Annotated in this window: 18 protein-coding genes and 1 riboswitch; of the genes, 15 read left to right on the forward strand and 3 right to left on the reverse strand. The window is 54.5% G+C overall.

Annotated elements, in window-relative coordinates; genetic code table 11:
* Positions 1-471 precede the first annotated feature (471 nt).
* From RAC89_RS15215 to RAC89_RS15225, 3 genes are all read left to right on the forward strand, one after another.
* Entirely contained in the window at positions 472-1,140 is a 669-nt protein-coding gene (locus RAC89_RS15215; protein ID WP_306614459.1) for a DUF559 domain-containing protein, read from the forward strand.
* 108 nt (positions 1,141-1,248) lie between these two features.
* A complete protein-coding gene (locus RAC89_RS15220; protein WP_306614460.1) occupies positions 1,249-1,581 on the forward strand; it encodes an ArsR/SmtB family transcription factor in 333 nt (110 codons plus the stop codon).
* Positions 1,582-1,674: 93 nt separating this feature from the next.
* Positions 1,675-3,351: a SulP family inorganic anion transporter gene (locus tag RAC89_RS15225; RefSeq protein ID WP_306614461.1), complete on the forward strand. Its 1,677-nt coding sequence runs from the start codon at positions 1,675-1,677 to the stop codon at positions 3,349-3,351.
* Here RAC89_RS15225 and RAC89_RS15230 read toward each other — a convergent pair.
* Positions 3,335-4,468 (reverse strand): alcohol dehydrogenase catalytic domain-containing protein, encoded by a 1,134-nt coding sequence (locus tag RAC89_RS15230; protein ID WP_306614462.1) that lies wholly within the window; start codon positions 4,466-4,468, stop codon positions 3,335-3,337. The genes RAC89_RS15225 and RAC89_RS15230 overlap by 17 nt on opposite strands.
* A gap of 27 nt (positions 4,469-4,495) precedes the next feature.
* On the reverse strand, positions 4,496-6,370 hold the full coding sequence (locus tag RAC89_RS15235) for an electron transport protein (protein ID WP_306614463.1): 1,875 nt from the start codon (positions 6,368-6,370) through the stop codon (positions 4,496-4,498).
* Between the two features lie 159 nt (positions 6,371-6,529).
* On the opposite strand from RAC89_RS15235, the gene RAC89_RS15240 reads away from it, so the two are divergent.
* Genes RAC89_RS15240 through RAC89_RS15260 form a run of 5 tightly spaced genes read left to right on the forward strand, consistent with a single transcriptional unit; the run spans position 6,530 to position 8,781 of the window.
* Positions 6,530-6,736 (forward strand): spore coat protein, encoded by a 207-nt coding sequence (locus tag RAC89_RS15240; RefSeq protein WP_306614464.1) that lies wholly within the window; start codon positions 6,530-6,532, stop codon positions 6,734-6,736.
* A 16-nt stretch (positions 6,737-6,752) separates the two neighbouring features.
* Entirely contained in the window at positions 6,753-7,112 is a 360-nt protein-coding gene (locus RAC89_RS15245) for a spore coat protein (RefSeq protein ID WP_284644067.1), read from the forward strand.
* Positions 7,113-7,130: 18 nt separating this feature from the next.
* Complete coding sequence (locus RAC89_RS15250) at positions 7,131-8,267, forward strand: zinc-dependent alcohol dehydrogenase (RefSeq protein WP_306614466.1); 1,137 nt, start codon at positions 7,131-7,133, stop codon at positions 8,265-8,267.
* An 11-nt stretch (positions 8,268-8,278) separates the two neighbouring features.
* Positions 8,279-8,464 (forward strand): hypothetical protein, encoded by a 186-nt coding sequence (locus RAC89_RS15255; protein ID WP_306614467.1) that lies wholly within the window; start codon positions 8,279-8,281, stop codon positions 8,462-8,464.
* A gap of 14 nt (positions 8,465-8,478) precedes the next feature.
* Complete coding sequence (locus tag RAC89_RS15260; RefSeq protein WP_284644071.1) at positions 8,479-8,781, forward strand: spore coat protein; 303 nt, start codon at positions 8,479-8,481, stop codon at positions 8,779-8,781.
* A 77-nt stretch (positions 8,782-8,858) separates the two neighbouring features.
* On the opposite strand, the gene queF is transcribed toward RAC89_RS15260, so the two are convergent.
* The gene (gene queF, locus RAC89_RS15265; protein WP_284644073.1) at positions 8,859-9,359 is read right to left on the reverse strand and encodes a preQ(1) synthase; all 501 of its coding nucleotides are present in this window, start codon (positions 9,357-9,359) and stop codon (positions 8,859-8,861) included.
* 7 nt (positions 9,360-9,366) lie between these two features.
* Positions 9,367-9,410, reverse strand: a riboswitch (PreQ1 riboswitch).
* Positions 9,411-9,581: 171 nt separating this feature from the next.
* Between queF and RAC89_RS15270 the strand changes: the two genes are divergently transcribed.
* The 7 genes from RAC89_RS15270 (at position 9,582) to RAC89_RS15300 (ending at position 18,941) form a co-directional block, all read left to right on the forward strand.
* On the forward strand, positions 9,582-11,633 hold the full coding sequence (locus RAC89_RS15270; protein ID WP_306614468.1) for a molybdopterin-containing oxidoreductase family protein: 2,052 nt from the start codon (positions 9,582-9,584) through the stop codon (positions 11,631-11,633).
* Between the two features lie 35 nt (positions 11,634-11,668).
* Positions 11,669-13,996: a putative bifunctional diguanylate cyclase/phosphodiesterase gene (locus RAC89_RS15275; protein ID WP_306616103.1), complete on the forward strand. Its 2,328-nt coding sequence runs from the start codon at positions 11,669-11,671 to the stop codon at positions 13,994-13,996.
* Positions 13,997-14,179: 183 nt separating this feature from the next.
* Positions 14,180-14,965, forward strand: a complete 786-nt coding sequence (gene motA / locus RAC89_RS15280) for a flagellar motor stator protein MotA (protein ID WP_284644079.1) — start codon at positions 14,180-14,182, stop codon at positions 14,963-14,965.
* Positions 14,962-15,768, forward strand: coding sequence for a flagellar motor protein MotB (motB, locus tag RAC89_RS15285; RefSeq protein WP_306614469.1), 807 nt, complete (start codon positions 14,962-14,964; stop codon positions 15,766-15,768). Before motA ends, motB begins: the two co-directional genes overlap by 4 nt.
* A 166-nt stretch (positions 15,769-15,934) precedes the next feature.
* The gene (locus RAC89_RS15290; RefSeq protein ID WP_306614471.1) at positions 15,935-17,083 is read left to right on the forward strand and encodes a metallophosphoesterase; all 1,149 of its coding nucleotides are present in this window, start codon (positions 15,935-15,937) and stop codon (positions 17,081-17,083) included.
* An 84-nt stretch (positions 17,084-17,167) separates the two neighbouring features.
* The gene (locus RAC89_RS15295; RefSeq protein WP_306614472.1) at positions 17,168-18,109 is read left to right on the forward strand and encodes an ABC transporter ATP-binding protein; all 942 of its coding nucleotides are present in this window, start codon (positions 17,168-17,170) and stop codon (positions 18,107-18,109) included.
* Positions 18,099-18,941 (forward strand): ABC transporter permease subunit, encoded by an 843-nt coding sequence (locus tag RAC89_RS15300; RefSeq protein WP_306614473.1) that lies wholly within the window; start codon positions 18,099-18,101, stop codon positions 18,939-18,941. The genes RAC89_RS15295 and RAC89_RS15300 overlap by 11 nt, the downstream gene beginning before the upstream one ends.
* The last annotated feature ends 13 nt before the right edge of the window (positions 18,942-18,954 follow it).

The following is an 18,954-nucleotide window of genomic DNA, read 5'->3' on the forward strand; positions in this document are numbered from 1 at the left end:
TGTGCTACTGAGGCATGCTGTTTCGTATGCTCAGCGCCGTGAGGTGGGTTGCTTGGTATGCCCGAAGCCTGAGATTGGGTGAGCGGGTGAGCTTCTCCTCGCGGTCCTGCATGGCGCAAGTGCGTCTAGGATTTGTGCGAATCGGCAGCAAATCCGGCCGGTTTCGTGTCTGTGGTGCTAGAATTGTGCTAAAGTGCAACTTTGATAGCTGGATTAGGAGAAACAGCCGCCTTGCCCTCCTGGAATGTTGCATTATCGCACAAATGAAGCACATGTAGTACCATCTGGCTGGGGATTTGTGCGCATTTGCATAAATCCTCATGGGCTGGAGCTGCTGACGGTATTGTAACTAGCAGAAAATACTCTTTTATACTATAATATGGAATTAGAGACGAAGAACGTCCCGATGACTGTCCTTTTTGAGCAAAAGGATGGCTCGGGGCGTTTTTTCATTCCAAGGGAGGATGGGAAATGACTTTTGAAGAAGCGCATGCCGTGTTTATACTACACCATGTCGAGCGAAGAACGGGGGAACGCAAAGGGCGGCTTGTTCGCGGACATAACGAGGCGGAGAGGCTTTTCTGCCGCAATGTCTGGTGGCCCGTTAGAGGAAGCTTCGACGATCTGCATCCGGAGTACGAAGTACGGGATTGGCGAGGCATGTCTTACTTTTGCGATTTTGTCTGGCTGACGCAGCCGGTAAAGCTGGTCATAGAAATCAAAGGCTTCGGTCCCCATGTTCGGGATATGGACAGACAAAAGTATTGCAGCGAGCTCAACCGTGAAACGTTCTTAACTGCGATGGGGTATCAGGTCATTTCCTTCGCATATGACGACGTGTCCCAGCGTCCCGAGGTTTGCACGACCTTGCTGCGCATGGTGCTCAGCCGCTATCAAGCGGAGCCAGGTCCTACAGAGCGTTTGGCGGTATTGGAAAAGGAGGTCATTCGTCTTGCATGCCGTCTGTCACGCCCCCTGCGTACGGTTGACGTAAGGGAGCATCTACTGATCAACCATCGCACGGCGGTTCGGGTGCTGCAGGCACTTTGCGGTAAAGGCTGGCTTGTTCCCAAGGAGGGTCCGACGGCAAAGTATATTGTCGGCTACGAGTTACAGCGTGGGGCATGGCGGAGTCTGTGATGCACAGGGCCTAAGACACGTGACGATAGGGTGCCCGCCCCCGCCGGATTTATGCGCCCTAGGCAATATGGTATACTGGTTACCATGAATGCCGGGAGGGATATAACGATGCAATCGATACAACAGTTCAAGTCGGATTTCTTCAAGGCGTTGGCGCACCCCATGCGGATTCGGATTCTGGAGGTGCTGAGCGAAGGGGATCGCAATGTCAATGAGCTGCAAACGATCCTGGGCTCGGAGGGCTCGGCCGTATCTCAGCAGCTGGCCGTTCTGAGAAGCAAGAATGTCGTCTATGGCAAAAAGGAAGGGACCACGGTGATCTACTCTCTTCGCGATCCGCTAATTAAGGATTTATTGCAGGTAGCCAAGCAAATCTTCGATAATCATCTGGTGGATGCCATCAATCTGCTTGAGGATATCCGGAAGGAGCAGGCCAAGTAAAGAGGATTTCCCGTTGACAGAGCGATATCTGCGGGATTATCATGTTATATATATTCAAATATTCAAATATATAAAGAAAAGAAGGTTAGTCCCATGGACAGATTCGAAGGATACTCTTGGGGTGCTTTTCGCAAAGATCTGATTGCCGGGCTGATTGTAGGGATAATAGCCATTCCATTGGGAATGGCTTTTGCTATTGCCTCGGGGGTCAAGCCGGAATACGGGATTTACACGACAATTGTAGCCGGCATCCTGATTTCACTGCTTGGCGGGTCAAGGTTCCAGATCGGCGGGCCGACGGGCGCCTTTATCCCTGTTCTATTCGCTATCGTGTTACAGTACGGCTACGAAAATCTCCTGATCGCCGGGCTGATGGGCGGAGTTCTGCTTGTCCTTATGGGTCTGTGCCGAATGGGCTCCTTGATCCGTTTTATTCCCAAGCCCGTCACGGTCGGCTTCACCGCGGGCATTGCCGTTATTATCTTCAGCGGCCAGATTGCGAATTTCTTGGGCTTGCGCGAGATCGAAAAGCATGAGAGCTTTCTTTTGAATATGAAAGAAATCGGGCTGCATCTCCCAACATGGAGCTTATACAGCTTAGCAACAGCAAGCATTTGCCTCGTAATTCTCATTATGGGCGCCAAATATCGCTGGAAGGTTCCGGGTTCGCTGGTCGGGCTGATCGTATCCAGCATCGTAGCGGCACTTTTCTTCGACGGGCATGTGGCTACGATTGGCTCCTCCTTCGGGGAGATTCCAAGCCGCCTGCCGGCCTTTCATCTTCCCGAGATCACTTGGGAGAAAGTGCACAGCCTGCTTCAACCGGCTCTGATCATTGCTATGCTGGGCGGCATCGAATCCCTGCTATCGGCTGTGGTGGCCGACGAAATGGCAGGAACCAAGCATAACAGCAATCGTGAGCTGATCGGGCAAGGCATCGCCAACATAATTACGCCGCTGTTCGGCGGCATTCCCGCTACAGGGGCGATAGCGCGCACCGCGACGAATATCAAGAACGGCGCGGCATCCCCGTTATCGGGAGTAATCCATGGCCTGACGGTGCTGCTGGTGCTGCTTGTTTTCGCTCCATGGGCCTCCCGCATCCCGCTCGCCAGCATGGCGCCGATTCTTATGATGGTGGCATGGAATATGAGCGAACGCAAAGAGTTCCTGCGCATTGTAAACATGCGTACCGGCGAGTCGATGCTTCTGCTGGTGACGTTCGGGTTAACCGTACTCACCACCTTGACTACGGCGGTAGGAGCAGGTCTGGCTCTGGCACTGCTTCTCTTCGTAAAGCGAATGGGCGATACGAACGGCTTGGCAAAAATGGTGTCCGGCCGCAGCTGCCCCCAGCTCAGCATGTATACAATAGAAGGGCCGCTGTTCTTCGGTTCCTCCTTGCTGCTGGAGAAGGGAGTCACGAGTAAAGACCTGGATCAAAAGTCCAAGATGCTGCTTCTGCAGATGGGCAAAGTGCCTTATATCGATATTACGGGCGCCGCCCAACTGGAAGGACTGGTTCATCAGGTCAGCCGCTCTAATGGAGTCGTACTGCTATCGGATGTTGCCGCGCAGCCTTACTCGATGCTGGAAAAGTCCGGCGTCATAGCCCGCATCGGGCGTGAGCACGTGTATGACAGTGCGGAGCAGGCGGTGGCGTCCGCGCTGAAGTGCGCGGACAAGGAGCGCTGCAGGGGGTGTAGTCATCACCGAATCGGGCAGTGCACGCTATCCGAGAAGGTAAATTCGCCTACGGCTTTAGGATGATCTTTACCGCATCTTCCTTCTTTTTATCAAAAATCTCATAAGCGTGGGCGGCGGAGGCAAGGGGCAGTCGATGGGTAATGATATCGGACGGATCGAAGCCGCTGCTTAGCTCTTTATAGATGCGTCCCATCAAATGAACGACCGAGGCCGTGCCCATGCGAAGCGATACGCTGCGGCCAAAGAAGTCGCCGAGCGGGAAAGCATTGTACCTCAGGCCGTAAAACCCGACCAGCTCCACGGTTCCTCCCTTGCGAACGGCTTGCGAGGCGATATTGATGGCGCTCATGCCGCCGCCTTGCAGCCGCAGGGCGGTTTCGACTTTTTCGATAAAGCTCATCTTGCCGTCGCCCCCCACACAATCGATCACAACATCGGCCCCCCCGTTAGTGATTTCCCTGAGATACTCGCCGGTACGCGATTGCTCCAGGAAGTTGACCGTTTCCACCCTATTCGCCTTGCGAGCATGCTCCAAGCGATAGGGCACGCAATCGACGGCAATGACCCGGGAGGCACCGAGCCGCCACGCCCACTTTTGCGTCAGCAATCCGATGGGGCCGCAGCCTAGAACCACAACGGTATCCCCTGGCTTCATGCCTGACTGGATTACTCCCCACAGGGAAGTGGGGAGAGCATCCGTCATAAGCAGCAGCGTGTCTTCCTCCACCTCACAGCTAGGCGGGATCACCATAGGGAGGTAGTTGGCGTAAGGCACCCTGAGCAGCTCGGCTTGCCCTCCGGCATAATCTCCAAAGAGGCGGGAGCAGCCGTAAACAGCTCCCATCTCGCCTTCGGGATTTGCCAGATCGCATTGGCTTTCCAGCTCGGCTTCACAGAACCGACAATGGCCGCAGGCTACATTGAACGGTATAACGACCCGATCGCCACGCTTCACCTTATGCACATCAGGCCCCGTCTCCAGCACAACGCCCATCGTTTCATGACCCAGAATGTAGCCTTTACCCATACTGGGGATCATTCCATGGTAAAAATGAAGATCCGAACCGCAAATACCGGTCGAGGTGACTTGAATGATGATGTCATCCGGCTTTAGGATGCGCGGGTCGGGGGTATTTTGGACTTGGACCTCATTCATTCCTTGAAAGGTAACTGCTTTCATACCGGGAGCCCCCGTTCATTATGTGGATCAAGGCCGATCGTTTACTTTAAGCAAATAGTCAATGAGCGCGTCCTGCTGCTCTTGGGTGAATCCGGCTTCCTCGTCGACCCAGTACTCATGTCCGGCGCCTGTGATACGTGCGCGTATCACATCGGGGTCGGCTTCGTTCGCCGTGATGACTTGCCGCCGAAGCCGCCGGTCTACAAGGGCCCGCAGACTGTTCGCCGGGTCCGCGGCAACCCCTCGGTGCAGTGTGCCGGGAATCCCCGCCTGGGATGCACCCTCCGCCCCAACGGCAACGCCGCCGTCGTGCAAATAAGGTGCGGACCAATAGAGACCGAACAAGCTCGGGACCTTATAGCCCCCCTCTCTCCCGCCTTGTCCCAGCGAGAGCCGAAGCTGCTCCGGATCATACCGCGACAGATCAAATTCAAAGGTGTTGGGGCGGGCCGGGAGCGGCACCGGCGTATCCCAGGGATACATCAGCGGCTTGTCCCAAGCGGGCTCCAAGGACCGGAGAGCAATCGACCGGGTCGGCTCCGTTCCGATCACCGAGCTCGGTACAATGGAATTGTTCGTCAAGTAAGTGCCGGCATGACACGAAATGCAATTTGCTCTCCGAAAGACGTCTCTCCCCGCGGATACCCTTTGCGCATCCGAAGCTTGATGCTTCGATGGGGGCGGATGCAATGCGTTCTGGTAAGCTGCCATAGCCAGCAGATGGTAAGCGACCGGATAGCCCGGCTTCGACGCAAGCAAACCGGTGATGGAGACCGGAGACGGGCGAGGATAATTCGGTGTCGGGACCAGCTCGTTCACGCCTGGGGCTCCCGGAGTCGGATCCACTCGATCTAAGAAAGCCGAAGGCTTCTCGCCGCTTTCCGGCCGATACCGGTACTTCTCGTTCGCCGCCCGCTGCAGCAGGGTACCCACATACACCTCCTTATCCAGCCCAAAGAGGGTCTTGCTCAGATTCATTTGGGACAGCGGGTCCATGTTCTGAGCGTTCGGAATCCCGTTAAAAAAGGCGAGCCCGTGAAAAGGGCCGATTCCTATCGAACCGCTCCAGGTGTAAGGATGATCCCCTTTGGTGAAGGAATCCGGAATTTGCACCGGCGAATTTTTCAGATCGATCATGGTATCGACATAACCGGGCGGCCATGTAAGAAAATCACGATCCACGGCCTTCTCCAAGGCATCAGGATCGGGCAGCGCAAGCTTCGAGCCGTCCTCGCCCGGTACCGTTCTCCCCGTATCCTTAATAAACTTGGTTAGATTATTCACATCGGTATGGGTAAAAAAGGATGCAGAATTCGTCCCGAGCGCAAGCAGCAGACCTGCATTTAAATCCGTGTTCGGCACTCCTTCGAGGATTTTACCTGAAGGCAAATCGGCAATGGCATGACAAGTTACGCAGCCGAGACCTGCCTGAAGCCGTCCTTCCTTCACCTTGAGGGTGATCCCGAGCGGGGTATAAGCTCCCTTGGCCACATCGAGTCCGGTGTCGATCAGCTCTCCTTTATGAATCGTCCGATCGCCGAGCACAACTGTTTTTGCCGCCTCGACCTGCAGATTGTTGGTGCCTTGTCCTCTCAGCTTCAAGCAAGCCTTGAACACGTTCGGCAAGGTCAAAGCCCCGTCGTACGTCCCGAGAATATCGGTAAAAAAAACCTCGTTGCCGAACGTTTCCGTATAAAAGGCTTTGCGCCCAAAAGCAATCAGCTCATCGGTAACAGGGAACTCTTCCTCCGACGTTTCCTGAGCGGTCAGCACCCGGATCGGTTCAGCCGCTTCAGTCTGACTGGGAAAGTAGCTGTATTCGAAGGTGAAGTAATGAATCAGGCCATTAATCAAAAATACGGCTCCAAAAATACACAAGAGGATAAACACAGGTTTTCGCATAGAAGCTTCCGCCTTTCCCGTTAACTGGCCAGACATTCCTTAGCCTGTCTTCCTGTTCCTGAATTATTCTTCCCAGGTGACACAAATTGGAATCTATAAGCCTCGGCAGCTTTTGGAAAGCCTATCAATACTTGTACTTATGTGGAGGTGATACCAGGGATGAGCCAAACAACCCTTGGACCGCATGAATCGATCGAAATTCACGAGCTGCTCAATTTCAAAACGATTTGTCTGACCAAATCGAAGCTGCTGCAGGGGATTGTGTTCGATCGCGACCTGAAAGCATTGATGCAGAAGGACGTGGAGCAATCCGTCGAATCGATCAAGCAGCTGCAGGAGCTGTATCAGCGTTTTCCATTACAATAATCAGAGGTGCTGCTACATGGAAGATTACTTGGATCCCCGCAACTCGGAAGGGCTTCCGAAGCAGGCGGACTCGTTATTTGCCTTGGATTTTTTGATTTCGGCCAAGAGTGCGGTACGGAATACGGCCATGGTCTTAGCCGAGACGGCCACGCCGGACGCCAGAGCGATTCTCAAGCAGCAGCTGGATCAAGCGATCGCGCTGCATGAGGAGATCAGCCGGCTCATGATCGAGAAGCGTTGGTTCCATCCTTATCAGGTTGATGAGCAATTTGCCATTGATCTGAAGGCCGCCCAAACGACAGTGGAGATCGCTATGCTGAAGTTGTTTCCGGAGGATACGGCGCGCATCGGCATGTTCGCCACACCGAACAAATAGGGGGGGACATCATCATATATGAAGGCAGTAACATTTCAGGGGATCAAAAACATTGAAGTGCGCGAGGTAGAGGACCCCAGGATCGAGCACCCGGAGGATATGATCGTCCGGCTGACGACGACGGCCATCTGCGGCTCGGATCTGCATCTCCTTCACGGAATGATCCCGAATCTGCCTACCGGCTATGTGATCGGGCATGAACCGATGGGGATCGTTGAAGAGGTAGGGCCCGAGGTGACGAAGCTGAAGAAGGGCGACCGCGTCATCATCCCGTTCAACATTGCTTGCGGTCATTGCTATTATTGTACTCACGAGCTGGAGAGCCAATGTGACAATTCGAACCCGAACGGAGAGATGGGCGGCTTCTTCGGCTATTCGGAAACGACAGGCGGGTATGCCGGAGGCCAAGCGCAATACTTGCGCGTTCCGTTCGCCAACTTCAGCTCCTTCCGCATTCCGGAGGACTCCGAGATTGAGGATGAGAAGCTTGTGCTGATCTCCGATGCCATGTCGACCGCCTACTGGTCCATCGACAATGCCGGTGTGAAGCCGGGAGATACGGTCATTGTGCTAGGCTGCGGACCGGTCGGATTGCTGGCGCAAAAGTTCGCTTGGCTTAAGGGCGCGAAGAGGGTCATTGCCGTTGACTATGTAGGTTACCGACTGGAGCATGCGAAACGGACGAACCATGTGGAAATCGTCAATTTCGAATCCGAAGAGAACATCGGCAACCATTTGAAGGAGATCACCGGCGGCGGAGCGGATGTTGTGCTGGACTGCGTCGGCATGAGCGGCAAAATGACGCCGATGGAGTTTCTGGCTAGCGGCTTGAAGCTGCAGGGCGGGGCCATGAGCAGCGTCGTCATCGCTTCGCAAGCGGTGCGCAAGGGCGGCACGATTCAGATCACCGGCGTATATGGCGGCCGTTACAATGCCTTCCCTCTTGGGGACATTTTCCAAAGGAACGTAAATCTGCGGACGGGACAAGCGCCTGTCGTACACTACATGCCGCATATGTATGAGCTGATCTCCTCGGGCAAGGTAGACCCCGGAGATATCGTTACCCACGTGCTGCCGCTGGAGCAGGCGAAGCATGGGTATGAGATTTTTGATACGAAGACGGATCATTGCATTAAGGTGGTCCTCAAGCCATAGGAGGGAGCCCAATGTATACGAGACACGAAACGATGGATTTGCACGAAATCGCCGTATTCAAGACGGTAAGTCTCACCAAATCGAAAACCATGCAGGTGCTGGTATCCGATCCGGATCTGAAAAGTATTCTCCAGCAGGATGTGCAGACTTCGACTAGACAGCTCCAAGAGCTGCAGAGCTTGCTGACTAAGGCATAGGAAGGAGCGTTCGGATGAATACGATTGTAGAGGCGGTCCTTGGCGTCAATAAGCTGACCGATCAGGTGATTGCGATGGATTACTTGATATCGGTGAAAAATGCGACGATCAACTACGCAATGGCCATTACGGAATCGGCGACGCCCGAGGTCAGGGAAGCCCTTCACAGGCAGCTGCACGAAACGATCGCGGCGCATGAGTCGATCATCAGCTATCTGATGTCCCGCGGCGTTTATCATCCTTACAGCGCACAGGAGCAGATCAACGTGGATCTGCAAAATATCAAGACGGCGCTAAGCATTCCGTCGCCATCCTAAATAAGAAAGAGCCGGAGCTAGCACATGAGGATTCTCGTGCCAAGCTCCGGCTCTTTTCATTGTAACGGCACAAAAAACTACCGGTTGTCCACCTTCTCCGGGTATAGGTCATGGTTCAGCAGACGATGCTCCGCCATAGCCTCAAATTTCGTGCCGGGACGTCCCCAATTGCAGTACGGGTCGATGGAAATGCCGCCGCGCGGGGTGAATTTCCCCCAAACCTCTATATACAGCGGGTCCATCAGCTTGATCAGGTCATTCATGATGATGTTCACGCAGTCCTCGTGAAAATCCCCATGATTGCGGAAGCTGAACAAATACAGCTTCAGCGATTTGCTTTCCACCATCCGCACATCCGGGATGTAGGAGATATACAGTGTGGCGAAATCCGGCTGTCCTGTAACAGGGCACAAGCTGGTAAATTCAGGGCAATTAAACTTGACGAAATAAGCGCGCCCCGGGTGTTTATTATCGAACGTCTCCAGGACGGACGGGTCATAGGTGAATACATAACGCGTCCCTTGATCGCCGAGCAGCGTAATATCCTTCAATTCTTCTTCTTTTCTTCCTGCGCTCATCTTAAGCAGCTCCTTAGTTTTTTATAGAGGGAGTTTGCGAACCTCTCGGCAAACCGGCCCGCGGCGGGCCGGGTCGTCAAAGACCATAAAGTACTATATCATACATCCGAAGCGTTGGCTATGAAGCGGTTTGGCAGCCATGCGGAATGAAGAAGGAGTTCTGGCACATTTTGTCGAATATAGAATAATACTTCTAGCATGTCCGGAAGAAAGGAGCAATGTATGCATTCCTATATAGATCAACCGAATGGGGTGTTTCCCTCCGTCTGTTCCCTCGACTGTCCCGACCAGTGCGGCTTGCTCATACATAAGCAGGACGGCGTCATAACGAAAATCGAAGGCGATCCCGAGCATCCCGTTACCCAAGGGGCGATTTGCAACAAAGTACGGAACATGACGGAACGGATTTACGATGCAAAAAGATTGACATATCCGCTTCGGCGAGTCGGCAGGAAAGGGGAGGCGCAGTTCGAGCGTATTTCCTGGGAAGAAGCGATTCGGACCATTACCGACCGCTTTAAGCAGATCACGTCCGAACACGGCGCCGAAGCCATTCTGCCGTACAGCTTCTACGGCAACATGGGCCGCATCGGCACGGAGGGCATGGACCGGCGCTTCTTCTACCGCTTGGGCTCGAGCCGGCTGCAATACACGATCTGCCAAGCGGCGGGGCAAGAGGGCTACACGTATACGATGGGCGGAGGGTTCGGAATCGACCCTGAAGATACGGTGCATTCCAAGCTCATTATCATGTGGGGCATCAATGCGGTTAGCACGAACATGCACCAAGTGGTGCTGGCGGAGAAGGCCCGCAAGAACGGAGCGAAGATCGTTGTGATTGACGTGCACCGCAATCAAACGGGCAAATGGGCGGACTGGTTCATTCCGGTACAGCCCGGTACCGATGCCGCGCTGGCCCTTGGCATCATGCACGTTCTCTTTAAAGAGCAGCTGGCGAATGAAGATTTCCTTGCTGAGTACACGGTAGGCCATGAAGAGCTGCGCGAGCACGTCAAGCAGTACACGCCGGAGCTGGTTGCCTCCATCACCGGTGTTCCGGCGGAGGACATCATCCGTCTGGCTCGGCTTTACGGCGAAACGGAGGCCTCCTTTATCCGCATCGGCAACGGTCCGCAGCATCATGACAACGGAGGCATGTGCATCCGGACGATTGCCTGCTTGCCTGCACTTACGGGAGCCTGGCTGCATAAGGGCGGCGGCGCGATCAAGAGCAACAGCGGCTGGCTGGAGATGAACAACGCCGCGCTGCAAAGGCCGGATCTGCTCCGGCAGAGCACGCGCAGCATCAATATGAACCTGCTCGGCAGCGCCCTGCTGGAGCAGGAGCCCCCGATCTATTCGCTTTATGTTTATAATACGAATCCTGCTGTGGTGGCACCGGAGGCAAACAAGGTAAGGCAGGGGCTTGCCAGGGAAGACCTGTTCACCGTCGTCCATGATTTGTTCCTCACGGAAACGGCGGCCTATGCCGATATTATTTTACCGGCTACCTCGTCCTTCGAGAATACGGACCTGTACCGGTCCTATTGGCATCATTATGTGCAGCTGCAGCAGCCTGTCATTGCTCCTTACGGGGAGAGCAAATCGAACGTAGAGGTATTCCGTTTGCTTGCTCGGGCCATGGGCTTCGAGGACGAGGCGCTGCAGGATTCGGAAGAGGACATGATCCGGCAGACGCTGGATCATCCGGCCAATCCGGTTATCAAGGGAATGACCTATGAAGCCTTGAGGGAGAAGCAATATGTGAAGGGGCAAACGACGCCGCTGCTTGCAGGCAAGCTGCGAACGCCAAGCGGCCGGATTGAACTGTACTCGAAGGTTATGGAACGCAGGGGCTATCCTCCGCTGCCGACCTATATGCCGCTGGCGGAGGAGGGGGACCTGCCGTTTCTGTTTATCCCGGCTCCGAATCATAACTTTCTGAACTCCACCTTCTCCAATAATGAGAAGCATGTGCGGATGGAGAAGTCGCCTAAGCTGCATATGAACCGGGCGGACGCGGCACGACTTCAAATACAATCGGGCGAAAAGGTTCGAGTGTGGAACTCGCGGGGGGAATGCATCCTGACGGCTTCCGCAGGAGACGATGTGCTTCCGGGCGTCGCGGTGAGTCAAGGCTTGTGGTCGGATGATACGGAGCATCCGGGAAGCGCCTTGGTGAATGCCCTGACGCCTGACCGAATTGCCGATATGGGAGGCGGAGCCGTCTTTTTCTCAGGAAGGGTGCAAATCGAAAAGCTGATCAAGAGGTGACAACTATGGGGAGCGTCGTGTTACTAATCCTTTTGATGCCTATGTTTTTCCTGCTTTACTGCTCCATCGAAATCTTCAAGAGAGATCCGAAGAATAAGGAAAATCAGGCGGCAGCCGGTGTCATGTTCACCCTGTTCTTCATCTTCCTGTCGGACTATGCGCAAATCGTTCTACCCGGGAGCTTCACCCTCGGGATCGCCATATATGTCAAATATCCCGCAACGCTGCTGTGCGGTACCTTCGCACTGATGTTTCACTTTCTTATTGCCCGCCGTCATCATTCCGTTCCATGGGGCTGGCTTCGGACGGCTGCTCTCATGCCGGTGCTTGTGTACTTTGCCATCCTGTTCACCCAGGGGCATCAAGTGCTGGTCGGAGGGGTCCGGACGGAAGCCATATGGAAGCTGGAACAGCCGGAGCTGCCGCTCGTTCTATTATTAGGCTGTATGGCCTTGTTTTCGTTTATTAATTTCGGGATCTCCCTGAAGGCTTGGCTACAGACTAGTAATCGGCAGGAGAAGCGCCGCTTCCTTACGCTGATCCAGGCTCATCTTTTGGTCGGCGCTTCCGGTATGTTATGCTGGTGGCTTTCCCAGCGACTGGAGGGGCATGTCCCGATTCCGTCCACGCTTAGTATTTTACCGATATTCGTATGGGGATTTGCCATCCGGCTGCTGATGAACCGAAGCGACCTGCTTCCTTCGGCTTCGAGTAAATTCGAGGTGCTGTACAAAATTAATCCAACGGCCATTCTTCTGATGGACCGGCAGCTGGTTGTGCAGGAGGCGAACCCGAGCTCGGTGAAAATGTTCGGCGGCGAGCTGCTCTATACCCCGCTGTACCGCTACTTAAACGAGGGGGAGGAGACCCTGGAGGGAAAGATCACTTCCGAGGCTTTGCTCATGAGCCCGTGGGTCAACCGGGAATGCACGCTGGTAACCTTAACCGGACAAAGAAAGACGGTTCTGATCGACACGGACACCATGGTAGCGGGCGGCGAGCGGTATGTGCTTGCGGTCATTCGCGATATTACGGCCAGGAAGCAGGAGGAATTGTATACGCAGTATATTGCTCACCACGATCCTCTGACGGGACTGGCCAACCGGCTGAAGTTCAATCAGATGCTGGAGGAGAAGCTGGCGGAAGCCGAACGGAAAGCAAGAAAGCTGGCGGTTCTGCTGATTGATCTGGACCGGTTTAAGTTCATTAATGATACGCTCGGGCACCAGTTCGGGGATGAAGCGCTGATCGAGCTGTCGAATCGTCTGACGGAGGCCGTAGGGGAACAAGGGGTTGTGACTCGCCTGGGCGGAGATGAGTTCGCATTGCTGCTGCCGGGCATCAACGAGTTCGATGAGGTAATCCTGACGGCGGAGTCGATTCTTCAGCTCTTCTTACGGCCCGTGGAGCTGCAGGAGCGCGAGTTCTACCTGGCGGCCAGCATCGGGATCAGCCTGTATCCGAACGACGGAGATTCTACCTCCCATCTTATGAAGAATGCAGATATCGCCATGTATCATGCGAAGTCCAGCGGGGGCAATCAATACCGGTTCTATACTCAGGAGCTGAATGCGGCCCTTCGTCGTCATGTGGATATGGAGACCGCGCTGCGCAAAAGTTTGGAGAACGGGGAGCTGGAGCTCTATTACCAGCCGCAGTATGACTTGGCTGCGGACCGGCTGACCGGTGCGGAGGCGCTGCTGCGTTGGCATTCGAAGGCGTTGGGCGCCGTTTCCCCCGTCGAATTTATTCCTCTTGCGGAGCAAAGCGGTTTGATCGTCACGATCGGCCAGTGGGTGCTCGAGGAGGCTTGCCGGGAGGCAGTCGGTTGGGCCGGGCTGTCCGATTACCCCATGACCGTGTCCGTCAATGTATCCGCCATTCAATTGATGCAGCCGGATTTCGTCTATATCGTGACGAGAGCGCTTCGCGCGACCGGACTTCCGGCCGGACAGCTGTGTCTGGAGATTACCGAGAGCATGGTCATGGACAAGCTGACGATGGTCATGAAGACACTGGACGAGCTGGTGGCGCTGGGCATACATATCTCCATGGACGATTTTGGCACCGGATATTCCTCCTTAAGCGTGATCCAGCAGCTTCCGGTCTCCTCGATCAAGATCGACCGCTCCTTTATTATGAACATGACCGAAGAGCAACTGGAGCGCTCGATTGTCCCGGCCATTATTTCGATGTCGCATATGCTGGGGAAGGAGGTCGTAGCGGAGGGTGTGGAGAACGCAGAGCAGCTGAACATTCTTAGGGGGCTCCACTGCGATACCGGACAAGGCTATTTCTTCAGCAAGCCGCTGCCGGCTGGGGAGATGATCCGTTTCATTACGGGCCTGCGTAATTCCGCCTAAAGTCCTAGTAATCGGCGCGTCGGGAGACAGGGGAGTACACGCAGGCGCTTGGCTTGCTCCCCTTGTTTTTCCCGCATCTGCTCATTTTTATCGTTTACAATCTCGTAGAGTCGGATTATGATAGTAGTAGGGTCGATCCGTGTGTCTAAATGTCGAAATATGTAAAATTGGGGAGAGTATGGAATGAATAAGTCTACCTACATAGGCTTGGCGCTAGGGATAATTGCCGTAGTTGTCGGTATGTATTTAAAAGGGGCAAGCCCGGCGTCATTGTTGAATGGTGCAGCCTTCATGATTATTTTTGTCGGAACGGCGGCCGCCCTTTTCATCGGGTTCGAAATGGAAGATCTGAAGAAGATTCCTAAGCTGTTTAAGGTTCTCTTTAGTGAGCAGAAGCTGGAATCCAAGAAGGATTTAATGGAGCTGTTCACTGAAATGACAGCCACGACGCGCCGTGAAGGCTTGCTCGCTTTAGAAGCGAAGGTAGATGAAATTCAAAGCGAATTTATGAAGAACGGTCTTCGTATGATCATTGACGGGAACGATCAGGAGTTCGTCCGCGACGTTCTGCTCGAAGAAGTCAGCGCCATGGAAGAGCGACATAGAAACAATGCCCTGATCTTTACCCAAGCGGGCACCTACGCTCCGACACTGGGGGTTCTCGGGGCGGTCGTAGGACTGATTGCGGCCCTCAGTAACTTGAGCGAGGTCGAGAAGCTGGGTCACTTGATTTCGGCGGCGTTCGTTGCGACATTGCTCGGTATATTCTCCGGTTACGTGCTGTGGCATCCGATGGCGAATAAGCTGAAGCAGAAGTCCAAGAAGGAAGTGGAAATCAAGCTGATGATCGTAGAAGGCTTGCTGTCCATCCAAGCGGGTGTATCCGTGTTCGCCGTAACGCAGAAGCTTTCGGTATTCTTGTCTCCTACAGAGCGGGCGGCCTCGAATAAGGCGGAGGGCGAGCAATGAGCAAGAAGCATCGGAAGGAACACCACGAGGAGCATATTGACGAAACCTGGCTCATTCCTTATGCCGATTTGCTTACCCTGCTGCTAGCGCTGTTTATCATTTTGTTCGCCTCCAGCCAAATTGACTCCAAGAAATACGATCAGATTATGCGGGCGTTGAATTCCGCCTTTTCCGGCGGTACGGGGATGTTCGAGGTAACGAGCGCAGTGCCCGTGATGCAGGAGCCTGTCTCTGAATCGAAGAAGAAGGACAAGGATGAGGATAGTCCTCAGAACAGCACCGTAACGCAGCAGCAACAGCAGCTGGAGAAAGAGAAGAAGGATCTCGAGGAGCTGAAGCAGAAGCTCGACGGATACATTAAGGAGAACGGATTGGATTCTCAGCTCGACACGAAGCTGACGCCCGATATGCTGATGATTACGATCCGCGACCATGCGCTCTTTACCTCAGGCTCGGCGGCTGTGAAGCCCGAGGCCCAGAAGCTGGCGGGGGCGATTTCGGACATGCTGGCCGGATACCCGAATTACAACATCGAGGTTGCGGGTCATACGGACAATGTGCCGATCAACCGCGGTGGAGAATTTGAGACGAACTGGGATCTGAGCGCTAGGCGTTCGTTGAACTTCATGAAATATTTGCTTGCGTCCGGCAAGGCGGGACCGGAGCGCTTCCGGTCGATCGGATACGGCGAATACCGTCCGATTGAAACCAACGATACGCCGGAGGGACGGTCCAAGAACCGCAGGGTAGAAGTCAACATTCTCCGCAATTTGAAGGAAATCGAAGTGACTCCGAAACCATAGATTAGAACATAAGATACCTTGAGGCTTATCGCCGATAAGGTATCTTTTTTTTAGAATTCGGACGCAGACCTGCAGCGCCATTTTGCTTTTGACGGGGTTTGTGCGAGAATAAGTGGGGATGAATGATCGTTCGAACTATTTTCAAGCTAAGGAGCTTACTAAACGAATGAATTTTCGATTTCTACTCGTGTTTACCGCCATTATGGTGATTTATGTCGGCTTGAATCTGTATGTGCTCTGGAACGCGGTTTCGTTCTGGGAAACGGCGTTTCCTTCTTCCGGTACGGGTGTTTTGTTCTGGGGCGTGTTCGTGCTGCTTGCGTTCGGTTATCTGCTGGCGATGCTGCTGCGGCGGGCACTGCCCTATGCGCTGTACAAGTGGATCAAGCTGATCGGTGCCTACGGCATGGCCTGCTTCTTCTATTGCGTGCTTCTGCTGCCGCTCGCTGATTTGGCGGTTTGGCTGCTGCAGATCGCCGGATATCCGGAATCATCCGCCGTTCTCGTTGTGGGGTATATCGTCATGGCTATTCTTCTGGTACTGCTGCTGCAAGGCACGCGGAACGCTTGGCAGCCGACGGTACGACGGTATGATATCACGATAGCCAAGCAGGCCGGCCATCGCAAGGAGCTGCGGATTGCCGCCGCATCTGACCTGCATCTCGGCACAACGGTGGGCAAAGGCCACTTGTCCCGTTTGATTCAGCGGATGGAAGCCCTAAAGCCGGATATGATCCTGCTGCCCGGAGATGTGCTGGATGACAGCATCGAACCGTTCATTCGGGAGAATATGGCCGACGTCATGAGAAAGCTGCAGGCTCCGCTAGGCGTTTACGCCTGTCTCGGCAATCATGAATATATCGGCGGCCACATTGAGGATTACGTCAAGCGGATGAAGGCGATCGGAATCGAGGTGCTGATCGATCGGGTGCTGGAGATTGACGGAAGCTTCTATATAGCCGGAAGGAAGGATAAATCTGTGAATCGCTTCGCGGGGGAGAGGAGACTCGTCCACGAGGAACTGCTGAAGGACATCGATTCGGCGAAGCCCATCATCCTGCTGGATCACCAGCCGACACAGTTCGCTGAAGCAGCGCAAGCGGGAGTGGATCTGATGCTGTCCGGCCACACCCACCGCGGCCAAATGATGCCGAACCATCTCATTACCCGCCGCATATTTGAGCTGGACTGGGGCTACCTGCGAAAGGGTGCAATGCATGTGATCGTCTCTTCCGGCTTCGGCTTCTGGGGGCCGCCGGTTCGGATCGGCAGCCGCTCGGAGATTCTGGATATTCGCATAACCTTTCATCCATAGGGAGACGGGTCCACCCGTTCTCCTTGTTTTTTTGCCGTAGAACCATTATCATTATTGGGAATAATATAAGAGGGGGCATAATTCATGCTCAAACATTCGGCTGCAGCCCCGCTGATTCAAGTGGAAGGGCTGAATAAAGCTTTCGGCGGCAAGCCGATTCTTCGCGATGTCAGCTTTGAGGTGCAGGAGGGGGCGATTACCGGTCTTCTCGGACCGAACGGCTCCGGCAAAACCACCATCATTCGCTTGCTCTGCGGCGTTATCGACTCGGATGGAGGCAGGGTCCGGGTAGCGGGTTCGGATCCGCGGCGGCAGGGGGACGACATCCGGCGTAAGGTCGGGATTGTCACCGAAAGCGCATCGTTATATCACGACAGGAGTGCGCTGGATAATCTTCGGTTTTTCGGCCGTATTTACGGGACAGAGAAGGAGGATGATGCACGCGCCGAAAGACTGCTGAAGCAGTTTGACATGTGGGAGCATCGCGATCAGAAGGTGGGCTCCTTCTCGACGGGCATGAAGAAGCGGGTGTCGCTGGCCAAGGCGCTGCTCCACCGGCCGAAGCTGCTGTTCCTCGATGAACCGACGAACGGCCTGGATCCGGAAGGCATCCGGCTCGTCATGGGGTATTTGAAGTCGGTAGCGCAAGAGGAGAATGTAACTATTCTTATCTGTTCGCATGTGCTGCAGCAGCTCGAAACGGTGTGCACGGATTACTTGTTTATTCACCAAGGGCGCATTGTGGAGCAGGGCACCCCCGAGGCGCTTGAGCGCAAATACCTTCAGTCCGTTGAGCTGTTGGTAGAGACGAATGTGAAGCCTGACCATCCGGAGCTATATCAGGGACAATATCCCTATCGTTACGAGGGAGAGAATCGGCTTATGTTTACCCTGCGCGGGAAGGATGAGATCTCCCCGCTGCTGCGGCAGCTGCTCGCTGAAGGCTGGGTTCACTCCTGCGAAATCGTGAATCGAAGCCTCGAAACACTGTACTTTCAGATCGGAGGAGAGCGGCATGAATCGTAACGTATGGGGTGCGATCCTACGCAAGGATATCGGGTCAGCCTTCGCCTCTCGTAAGGTATGGGTGCCGATGGTCGTGCTTTCCTTGCTTCTCTGCGGCGTGATGCCGGTAGCGGCCACTTGGATTGGAATTCATACCGACTGGATGGAGGGAGCGGGGGGAGATGCCGAGAAAGCCATCACGGAGCTGGTGGCGCACCTGCCCGACAATCGGGTCAAGGAGGAGCTGCTTTCGCTTCCATCCTTAAGCTTAAGGTTCGTGTACTTTATGCTGAATTTTATGCTGGTGCCCTTCTACCTGCTGACGGCGATCATTAATTCCAGCGTCTCTGCCGCAAACAGCTTCGTTGGAGAGAAGGAGCGCCGGACACTGGAGAGCTTATTGTTCGCTCCGATCTCCATGACAGAGCTGTTTACCGGCAAGGTGCTGGCTGCCTTCCTGCCTTCCTATGGCATTGCTTTGGCAACCTTTGTTCTCGCGGCGCTGGCGGTGAATGGACTGGCGGGCGGGGTCTTCGCCTCCCCTTTCTTCCTGGATGCCTCGTGGCTGCTGCTCATGGGCTGGCTGGTCCCGGCGCTGGTGCTGTTCAGCATCTTATTGAACGTGCTGATCTCAGCCAGGGTGAAGACGTTCCAGGAGGCGCAGCAATTCGGCGGCTTGCTGGTGCTGCCGGTGATCGGGCTGCTCGTCAGCCAATCCACAGGACTGGTTTTCTTGAGTCCCCTGATCCTTTTTGCGGCAGGCGGGGCGTTAGCCGTCCTTGATGTGCTTCTGCTCATCTTTCTCATTCGGCGCACCAGCAGGAATCAGCTGTTCGAGAGTCAAATTCATTAGTGATATGCGGAAG

Origin of the sequence: Paenibacillus sp. GD4 (assembly GCF_030846225.1) — a bacterium.
In the GTDB taxonomy this organism is placed as follows: Bacteria; Bacillota; Bacilli; order Paenibacillales; family NBRC-103111; genus Paenibacillus_G; species Paenibacillus_G silviterrae.